Origin of the sequence: Caulobacter sp. 17J65-9 (genome assembly GCF_010975005.1) — a bacterium.
Lineage (GTDB): Bacteria > Pseudomonadota > Alphaproteobacteria > Caulobacterales > Caulobacteraceae > 17J80-11.
Genome location: NZ_JAAIVC010000150.1, coordinates 1 through 9,323, shown reverse-complemented (window position 1 = coordinate 9,323; position 9,323 = coordinate 1). Strand labels below are relative to the sequence as shown.

Sequence of the window (9,323 nt, the reverse complement as noted above, 5' to 3'; positions counted from 1 at the left end):
TCCTTGCGCAGCACCAGCCGCAGCGGCGGGAAGGCGCCGCCCGCGGCGCGCTCCAGCCCGCGCACGGCGCGCAGGACCAGGTTGTCGCCCTCCCCCGCCAGTCCGCCGGCGAAGGGGCCGTCCACCAGGAAGGTCGGGTCTTCAGCCGGCTCGACGCTGAGCTGGTCGCCCACGTCGGCGAACACCACCAGGCTGCTCAGCGGGTGGTAGCCCTCGGCGTCCGGGGCGCCGACGTGAAGGAACAGGTTGACCTTGGCCGGCGCAAACGCGCTGCGGCTCACTTCGCCGCCGCCGCCGGCTCGCCGTCGATGCCCTTCTCGATCTTGCCCTCGGCGGCCGCCCGCAGGGTCGGGTCCGGATTGAGGGTCAGCACGCGCTTCCACTGGAAGCCGGCCTCGCGCTTGCGCCCGACGCGCCAGTAGGCGTCGCCGAGGTGGTCGTTGACGGCCGGATCGCCCGGCTCCAGCACCACCGCGCGTTCCAGCAGCTCGACGGCCTTGGGGTACTCGCCCAGGCGATAGTGGCCCCAGGCCAGGGAGTCCTGGATGGCCCCCGAGGTCGGACGCTGGGCGACCGCCTTCTCGATCAGGGCCATGCCTTCCTGAACCCGCACGCCGCGGTCGATCCAGCTGTAGCCGAGATAGTTCAACAGCTCCGGATCGTCCGGCCGCAGGTCCAGGGCGTGCTTCAGGTCGACCTGGGCGTCGTCCCAGCGACCGAGCCGCTCCAGCACCACGCCGCGCATGTAGAACACGCGCCAGTCCGGGTTGGTGCGCTTGGCCAGACGGTCGAGCACGCCGACCGACTCCTGCTCGTGTCCGGCCGCGCGCAGGACGTCGGCCAGGGCCAGTTCCGAGGTCGTGTCGCCGGGCGTGGCGGCCACCGTCTCGCGGGCCAGGGACACGGCCGTCTCGCTTTCGCCCGCGGCCTGGAAGCTCCAGGCCAGCCGGCTGCGCGCGTCGACATAATGGGGCGAGCCGGCCTTCACCGTGGCCCAGGCGCCGCGCGCCGCCTCCTCGTCATCGACGGCGCTCATGGCGTCGCCGACCATCATCTTGGCCTCGTCCATCTCCGGATCCAGCCGCAGCGACAGGCGCAGATAGGCCAGGCCCAGTTCCATCTGGCGTTCGGCGGTCAGGGCCGCGGCGGTCATCCACAGCGCCTCGGCCGCGCCCTGCTTCAGGGTAAGCGGCGCCGGCGGACGGCCGCGCTTGATGGCGCGGGCGCGGGCCCGCTGCAGCGAGCCGTCGGACGGGGTCTCGGCCAGGCCGACGTCGTAGACCGCGATGGCCTCGTTGCGGCGGCCGGCGCGCTCCAGGAACTCGCCGTAGTGGATGCGGAACAGCGAGGCGCCGGCGGTGTCCCCGGCCAGCTGCTGATAGGCGGCCTCGGCTTCCTTCTTGCGCCCGTGGGCCTCCAGCAGGCGCGCGCGGCCCAGCTGGGAGAACAGCTGGGTCAGGCGATCGGTCTGCGGCTCCGCCAGCGCCCGGTCCCAGTCGCCCGCGGCCGCGGCCAGCCAGGGCTTCAGCAGGGTCCCGCCCATGGTGTGCGGGAAGGCGACGGTCGTATCCTTGAAGGCGGCGTCGGCCTGGGGGCCGTGTCCGCCCGCCAGGGCTTCGACCGCCCAGGTCATCTGACCCAGGCTGCGGACGCCGGCCGGCCCCTCCTCTCCGGTCGGGACCAGCGTCGCCGCGTGCGAGACGTCGCCGCTCATCAGCGCGGCCAGGAAGGCCCGCTCGCGCACGCCGGCGTCGTCGGGATCGGCCGCGGCGGCGGCCGCCAGGTAGCGAGCCGCCAGGCCGCTGTCGCCGCGCTGCATGGCCGCCCGCCCGGCCAGATAGTTGCCGTAGACCGAGCCGCCGTCCGAGAGCATCGCTCCCACGTCAGCGGGGGCGGCGACCGCCGTGCCGCCCTGGACGAGGAGGGCGAGGAGCGCGGCGATGGAAACCGAACGAAGCATGGCTAGGCGCCCCCTGGTGCGAACCGCGACCCGTCGGATCACATGTTCGGATAGTTAGGACCGCCGCCGCCCTCCGGCGTGGTCCAGACGATGTTCTGCGACGGGTCCTTGATGTCGCAGGTCTTACAGTGAACGCAGTTCTGGGCGTTGATCTGGAAGCGCGGATTGTGGCCCGTCTCGTCGTAGAGGACCTCGTAAACCGCCGCGGGGCAATAGCGCTGCGCCGGCTCGGCGTATTTCGGCAGGTTGATCTCGATCGGGATGTTCGGATCGATCAGCTTCAGGTGGCTGGGCTGATCCTCCTCGTGGTTGGTGTTCGAGATGAACACCGAGGACAGCCGGTCGAAGGTCAGCACGCCGTCGGGCTTGGGATAGGCGATCGGCTTGTAGTCCGCCGCCAGGCCCGTGGACGCCGCGTCGGTCTTGCCGTGCTTCAGCGTGCCGAAGAACGAGAAGCCGCCCAGCAGCCAGTTGGTCATCATGTCGACGCCGCCGGCCAGCATGCCCCAGGTGTTGCCCAGCTTGGACAGCAGCGGCTTCACGTTGCGCACCGAGCGCAGTTCCTTGGCCACGCGCGAGCCTTCGTAGGCGCTCTGGTACTCGACCAGCTCGTCGCCGGCGCGGCCGGCCTGCAGGGCGGCGAAGGCGGCGTCGGCGGCCAGGCGGCCGGTCGAGATCGCGTTATGGCTGCCCTTGATGCGCGGCACGTTCACGAACCCGGCGGAGTCGCCGATCAGGGCGCCGCCCGGGAAGCTCAGCTTCGGCACCGACTGGTAGCCGCCCTCCACGATCGCCCGCGCGCCGTAGGAGACGCGGCGGCCGCCCTCCAGGTGGTGGCGGACCGAGGGATGCAGCTTGAAGCGCTGGAACTCCTCGAACGGCGACAGGTACGGGTTCTTGTAGTTCAGGTGCACCACGAAGCCGATCGACACGTAGTTGTCGCCGAAGTGGTACATCCACGAGCCGCCGCCGGTCTGGTCGTCCAGCGGCCAGCCCAGCGTGTGCTGGACCAGGCCCGGCTGGAACTTGTCGGCGGGGACCTGCCACAGCTCCTTGACGCCGAGGCCGTACTTCTGCGGTTCGCGGCCGGCGCACAGGTCGTACTTGGCCATCGCGATCTTCGACAGCGACCCGCGCGCGCCCTCGCCCAGGAAGGTGTACTTGCCGTGCAGCTCGATGCCGGGCTGGTAGTCGGGCTTCTCGTGACCTTCGCGGTCGACGCCGAACACGCCGGCCACGACGCCCTTCACCGCGCCGGCCTCGTCGAACACCAGCTCCGAGGCGGACATGCCCGGATAGATCTCGACGCCCAGCGCCTCGGCTTCCTGCGCCAGCCAGCGGCACAGGTTGCCGAGCGAGGCGATGTAGCAGCCGTGATTCTTCATCCACGGCGGCGTCGGCAGCCAGGAGATGTCCAGCTCGCCCTGCGGGCCGAGGACCAGGAACTTGTCCTTGGCGACCTTCGTCTCCAGCGGCGCGCCGCGTTCCTTCCAGTCGGGGAACAGCTCGGACAGGCCGACGGGGTCGATCACAGCGCCCGAGAGGATGTGCGCGCCGACTTCCGAACCCTTCTCCAGAACGGCCACGGAGGTTTCCGTGCCCGCCTCGGCGGCGAGTTGCTTGAGCCGGATCGCGGCGGCCAGGCCGGCCGGGCCCGCGCCAACGATGACGACGTCGTATTCCATGGACTCGCGCGCCGGCTGGTCGGCCATCGTCGTACTTTCGGTCTTGAGGGGCGCGCGAAGCAGGCGCGCCGGTTGATCGTTCCGCGGCTTTATCCGAATGTGACGCAAGGGCGGTCAAGGCCGACCGCCTCTGGTTTCATGTAATCGCCCGTGCATCCTTCCGCAGATCCCGCCGACCTACGCGCGCTGGAAAGCCTGTTCGCCTTCTGGCGGGACGCGGGTGTCGAGGCCGCGTTCGCCGACGAACCGGTCGACCGGACCCTCGCGCCGCCCCGCCCGGAACCCGCAAAGCCTTTGCTGCAAGCGGTTTCGCCGGTCGCCCGCAACGCGCCGGATCTGTCGAGCAGCCTGATCGAGGCGCGACGGCTGGCCGCCGGGGCCCAGACGCTGGAGCAGCTCGAAGCGGCCCTGTCCGGCTTCGACGGCTGTCCCCTCCTTTATGAGGGGGCCAAGCGGCCGGTCTTCATGCGCGGCAGTTCGACGCCCGACGTGGTGGTGATCGGCGAGGCGCCCAGCGCCGACGACGAGGCGCAGGGCCGGCCCTTCGCCGGCGCGCCGGGGCGGCTGCTGGACCGCATGCTGGCCGCCGCCGGCCTGACCGAACGGGCTCTGATCACCAACACGGTCTTCTGGCGTCCGCCCGGCGACCGGCCGCCCTCGCCGCAGGAGCAGGACGTGTGCGCGCCGTTCCTGGAGCGAACGATCAGCCTGACCCGGCCGCGACTATTGCTCGTGGTCGGCGCCGCCTCCGCGCGCTCGGTTCTGAAAAAAGACGAAGGAATTCTCAGCCTGCGCGGTCGCTGGGGCGAGTGGCGCGCCGAGGACGGTTCGCTGGCTCTGCCCGCTCTACCGACGCTGCATCCGGCGTTCCTGTTGCGCCAGCCGTTAGCCAAGAAGAAAGCTTGGTCTGATCTTTTGTCGCTGACCGCACGGCTTGATCCGCTCGCCTCCTGAGCGTTACAACCTGAAAGGTCACGCCGTAGGTGGTAACGAGCCTGAGGCCCGGGACGGGGTTCGGGTCGGCTCAGAGGGGTTCGGATGAAGTCGGTACGGAGCGCGGCGATCGCGCTTTCCGCCCTGATGTTCGTCGTCGCCGGCGCCCCTGCGCGCGCCGCCGAAGCGCCCAAGGCCCTGTCGCCCTGGGACGCCCAGCTGTACGCCGCCGCCTTCGACGCCGTGAAGCGCGGCGACTTCGCCTCCGCGGATCAGAACACCGCCCGCGTCTCCGACAAGAGCCTGCTCGGCTTCGTCGAGTTCCAGAAGCTCTTCCACCCGACCGCCTACACCGCCACCTACGCCGAGCTGATGGCATGGCTGGACAAATACGCCGACCTGCCCGGCGCCCAGCGCGTGCGCGCGCTGGCGGCCAAGCGCAAGCCGACCGAGACCTCGATCGACGGGGTCGTCCCGACCACCGTCACCCCCGCCGGCCAGCGCACCTGGGAAAGCATCGACGCGGTGCTCAACGCGGTGCAGACCGGCGAACGGTTCGAGCCGCTGACCCCGAAGGCCGCGCGCGAGGCGCTGAACGCCGGCGACCTGACCAACGCCCGCAAGCTGGCCGCCGAGACCGGCGACTGGTGGGTGGCCGGCCTCGCCGCCTGGCGCCAGCGCGACTACGAAGAGGCCTTCCGCCGCTTCGAAATGATCGCCCTGGACGTTACCGAGGACCCGTGGGTGCGCTCCGGCGGCGCCTACTGGGCCGCCCGCGCGGCGGTCGCCCGGGGAACGCCCCAGGACGCGCCGGAGCTGCTGCGCGTGGCCGCGCAGTTCCCGCACACCTTCTACGGCATGATCGCCGAGCGGCAGCTGGGCCTGGAGCCGGCCCTGCGCACCGGCCCGCAGCCCTACCTGCCGCAAGGCGCCCAGCCGGTGGTGATGAAGACCGCCGCGGCCGGCGGCGACCTCGCCACGCCCGCCCTGCAGCAGCTGATCAAGACCAGCCCGCGCGCCAAGCGCGCCGTGGCCCTGGCCCAGCTGGGCCAGACCATGGACGCCGGCCTCGAGCTGCGCGCCGGCATGGCGGCCGCCCGCACCGAGCCGGAGCGCGCCGACTGGACCGCGCTGGCCATGGCGCTGAACGACCAGCTGTCGGCCAGCCGCGCCCGCGACGTGGTGGACGCGCGCGACTATCCGATGCCGGACCTCGGCGTCGACGTGCCGTTCACCGTCGACAAGGCCCTGCTCTACGCCCTGATGCGCCGCGAGAGCCGCTTCAATCCGTCCGCCCAGAGCAATGTCGGCGCCTACGGCCTGATGCAGGTCATGCCCTCGACCGCCGCCTGGCTGACCGGCGACGACAAGCTGGCCAAAAAGCCCGAACTACTGCTCGACCCGGCCACCAACCTGCGCGTCGGCCAGGCCTACATCGCCTACCTGGCCAGCCAGGGCCCGGTCGGCAACGACATGCTGCGCGTGATCGCCGCCTACAACGGCGGGCCGCTGCGGGTGATGGACCCGGCCAAGCAGCTCGGCCCCGACGCCGACGTCCTGACCTTCATCGAAAGCATCCAGGTCCCGCAGACCCGCGTGTACGTCGAGGAAGTCATGGCCGCTTACTGGGCCTATCGCCGGATCCTCGGCCAGGACACCAAGTCGCTGGACGCGGTCGCCGCCGGCGCCAAGCGGGTCGACATGCGCCTGGACACCCCGGGGGCGTCGTCGCCGCAGATCGTGGCCACCGCCGCCCTGGCCACCGGCGAGAAGTGATCACAGGCGTTCGCGCCGTCGCCACGCCCTGAGCGCAGCGCCGTCGTCGACGTCCGCCAGCACCTCCAGCACCGTCGCCTGACCGCCCAGCGCCGCCTGCGTGTCGGCGAAGGCGTCCGGCGTCGACCACCGCACGCCCGGAAAAGCGATCCGCCGCGCCCTCGTCGGGGTGAGCGCCAAAATCCAGAAGCCGCCGTCCTCCGCCGGCCCCAGCGCCGCGCCGGTCCGACGCGCCGCCTCAAAGGCGCGGGCGATCCGCGCTCGCGAGACCTCCGGCGCGTCCGTACCGATCACCGCCACCGGGCCGCGGGCGTGCGCCCGGATCGCCCGCCGCAGCCGCTCGTCGAGGTCGCCGCCGCCCTGGCCTTCGCAGGCGACGCCCGGAAATCGCGCGGCGTCCGGCGTGATCCGCACCACCAGCCGCCAGCGCGGGTCCCTCAGCCGCCGCAGCAGCCGCGCGGTCATGGTCCGGTAGGCGCGCCACGCCTCCACCGCGCCGACGTCGCGGGCCAGCCGCGACTTGCCGACCCCGATCGCGGGCGCGCGGGCGAAGACGATCAGGGTGGGCCGGCTCACCGGCGCGCCTCATAGCGCCTGGCCAGCTCGCGCGGGTCCGCGCCGGCCAGGAAGCGCGCCAGGATCGTCCAGTTGCGCGCCGTGCGGGCCAACCACCCTTCGCGCCGGAACCGTTCGGCGCTGGTCACCGCCCGGGCCGCCAGCGGCCGCAGCCGCGCGCGCCCCAGCCGGCGCACGATCTCCACGTCCTCCAGCAGCGGCCAGTCGGGATAGCCGCCGACCTCTTCATAGAGGGCTTGCAGCAGCAGCAGCCCTTGGTCGCCGTAGACCAGGCCGAACAGCCGGTTGCGAGCGGCGACGCCGGCCGCCCACAGGCGCGCCGCCGCGCCCGCATCGTCGAACCCCAGGCGGAAGTAGCCGGCCCGGTCCGGCCAGGCCTGCAGAAGATCGCGCACCGCCTCGATCCAGCCCGGCTCCAGCCGCGTGTCGGCGTGCAGGACCAGCAGCCACGGCCCCTTCGCCGCTGCGCAGCCCGCGCGCAACTGCACGCCCCGGCCCCGTTCCGCTTCGATCAGCCGGGCTCCGGAAGCGTCGGCGATGGCGCGCGTCTCGTCGGTCGAGCCGGCGTCGGCGATCACCACCTCGCGGATCAAGCCCTCGACCACGCCGGGCACCAGCGCCGCCAGCGTCTCCGCCAGCCGCGGCCCAGCGTTCAGGGTCGGAATCACCACCGAGATCACGCCGCGATCAAAGCGCGACTGCAGCCCCGGTCAATCGTCCTCCACCAACGCGCGCAGCCGCGCCAGCGCGTCGTCCCATTGGGCCGACACCTCGTCGAGGTAGGACCGCGCCTCGGCGATCGGCTCGGGCTGGTAGGTGAAGCGGCTCTCGCGGCCGATGCGCAGGCTGCTGACCAAGCCCGCCTCCTCCAGCACGTGCAGGTGCTTGGTGACGGCCTGGCGGGTCAGGCTGGTGTCGGACGACAGGGCCGAGATCGAGCGCGCCTGGCCGTCGCTGAGCCGGGCCAGCAGGCGCAGGCGCGTGCGGTCCCCCAGCGCCGCGAACACCGGCGCCGGGCCCCGCTCGCGCAGTCGGGCGCCAGGCTTCGACACGCTAGCCTTCGACATGGGCGCGGATGTTCTGCATCTGGGCGGCCCAGCCGCCGTCGTTCATGCGGAAGGCCTCGGCGCGGCGGTGAGCCGGGACGTTCTCGAAGCCGGACTCCACGACGGTCAGGCGCGTGCCGCCAGCCGTCGGCTCCAGGCTGAACTCGACCAAGGTCGGGGTCTCCGTGGAGTAGTCGACGTTCGGATCAACCGCGTAGGGATGCCAGGTGTAGGCGAACACCCGCGCCGCCTCGTCCATCCGCACGATGCGGGCCTGCCAGACCACGTGCTCGAAGCCCGGATGGGTGATCTGCCCGCGCGCGACCTCGCCGGTCACGAACGGGCCTTCCACCTTCACCTGGAACCACTGGCCGAACTGGTCGGCGTCGGTCAGGGCCCGCCACACCCGCTCGAGCGGCGCCTTCAGGTCCACGGTCTTTTCGATACGGCCGGACATCAGCAACCTCCTGGTTGCAGGATTGATAGACCAGATCACGCCAACTAGCAACCGTTTGGTTGCGTAAAAATCTTCAGTGAAACGGCCACGCTTTCGCCGCAAGCTCGCAGATCAATGGTCCGCCACACGCCGGAGCCGCCCGTGATCGTCCGCTCGCTCGCCGCCCTCGCCGCCGTTCTCATGCTGTCCGCGGGCCCCGCGGCCGCCCAGACGTTGGAGGATCCCGACGCCACCGTCGTGGAGGACCTGATCGTCAAGGGCCGCCTGCCCGGACCGGCCTGGTGGAAGGTCTCCGACGGTGACAGCACGGTCTACATCCTGGGCGTTCCAGACGGTCCTCTGCCCCCCGGGACGACCTGGGACCACGCGGTTCTGGAAAACCGGTTGAAGGGCGCCCACACCCTGATCGAAGGGGTCAGCGTCGCGGCCGGCCTGCGCGACGTGCCCGCCTTGCTGAAGATGCGCAAGCAACTGCGCAGCGACACACCGATGGAGGCGAGTCTGCCCGCCGACCTGCGCGCGCGCTTCGTCTCGGCCCGCGAACGCGCCGGCCGCCCGGCGGATCGATACGCCGAATGGATCCCGCTCGTCGCCGGCGTCCGGCTGGCGAGCGACCTACGCGGCCGCGGCTGGGCCGACGTCGAGCCGCAGGTCCGCAAGGCCGCCAAGAAGGCGAAGGCCAAGGTGCGCGGCGCCGCCCGTTACGAGGCCGTGCCGATGGCCAAGCGCGTACTGGCGAACCTGACCCCCGCGGTGCAGCAGGAGTGCCTGACGGCCATCCTCGACGATCTCGAGGCTGGCGACGCGCCCGCGCGGCGAGCGGCCGAGGGCTGGGCCCGCGGCGACGTCGCCGCCGCCATCGGCGCCCCGCGCCGCTCCGACCGCTGCCT

9 protein-coding genes and 1 pseudogene are annotated in these 9,323 nt (G+C 71.8%); 3 read left to right on the top strand and 7 right to left on the bottom strand.

The features are described from left to right. The 3 genes and pseudogenes from G3573_RS17410 to G3573_RS17400 all read right to left on the bottom strand — a co-directional run. Nucleotides 1-281, bottom strand: a pseudogene (locus G3573_RS17410) (4-(cytidine 5'-diphospho)-2-C-methyl-D-erythritol kinase); the annotation flags it as partial. Continuing rightward, nucleotides 278-1,960 (bottom strand): tetratricopeptide repeat protein, encoded by a 1,683-nt coding sequence (locus G3573_RS17405; protein WP_163262929.1) that lies wholly within the window; start codon nt 1,958-1,960, stop codon nt 278-280. The gene G3573_RS17405 and the pseudogene G3573_RS17410, both read right to left, overlap by 4 nt. Nucleotides 1,961-1,998: 38 nt before the next feature. After that, nucleotides 1,999-3,672 (bottom strand): electron transfer flavoprotein-ubiquinone oxidoreductase, encoded by a 1,674-nt coding sequence (locus G3573_RS17400; protein ID WP_163262927.1) that lies wholly within the window; start codon nt 3,670-3,672, stop codon nt 1,999-2,001. A gap of 123 nt (nt 3,673-3,795) precedes the next feature. On the opposite strand from G3573_RS17400, the gene G3573_RS17395 reads away from it, so the two are divergent. Then, the gene (locus tag G3573_RS17395) at nt 3,796-4,599 is read left to right on the top strand and encodes a uracil-DNA glycosylase (RefSeq protein ID WP_163262925.1); all 804 of its coding nucleotides are present in this window, start codon (nt 3,796-3,798) and stop codon (nt 4,597-4,599) included. A gap of 84 nt (nt 4,600-4,683) precedes the next feature. Beyond that, a complete protein-coding gene (locus G3573_RS17390) occupies nt 4,684-6,354 on the top strand; it encodes a lytic transglycosylase domain-containing protein (RefSeq protein ID WP_163262923.1) in 1,671 nt (556 codons plus the stop codon). Here G3573_RS17390 and G3573_RS17385 read toward each other — a convergent pair whose 3' ends face one another. The 4 genes from G3573_RS17385 to G3573_RS17370 are packed head-to-tail and all read right to left on the bottom strand — an operon-like array spanning nt 6,355 to nt 8,433. Continuing rightward, nucleotides 6,355-6,930, bottom strand: coding sequence for a DUF2064 domain-containing protein (locus G3573_RS17385; RefSeq protein WP_163262921.1), 576 nt, complete (start codon nt 6,928-6,930; stop codon nt 6,355-6,357). Continuing rightward, nucleotides 6,927-7,610 (bottom strand): TIGR04283 family arsenosugar biosynthesis glycosyltransferase, encoded by a 684-nt coding sequence (locus G3573_RS17380; protein ID WP_163262919.1) that lies wholly within the window; start codon nt 7,608-7,610, stop codon nt 6,927-6,929. The genes G3573_RS17385 and G3573_RS17380 overlap by 4 nt, the downstream gene beginning before the upstream one ends. 30 nt (nt 7,611-7,640) lie before the next feature. Further along, the gene (locus G3573_RS17375) at nt 7,641-7,982 is read right to left on the bottom strand and encodes a helix-turn-helix domain-containing protein (RefSeq protein WP_346427410.1); all 342 of its coding nucleotides are present in this window, start codon (nt 7,980-7,982) and stop codon (nt 7,641-7,643) included. Nucleotide 7,983: 1 nt separating this feature from the next. Continuing rightward, entirely contained in the window at nt 7,984-8,433 is a 450-nt protein-coding gene (locus G3573_RS17370; protein WP_163262916.1) for an SRPBCC family protein, read from the bottom strand. A gap of 141 nt (nt 8,434-8,574) precedes the next feature. On the opposite strand from G3573_RS17370, the gene G3573_RS17365 reads away from it, so the two are divergent. Beyond that, the coding region (locus G3573_RS17365; protein ID WP_163262914.1) for a TraB/GumN family protein at nt 8,575-9,323 on the top strand (749 nt) is incomplete at its 3' end.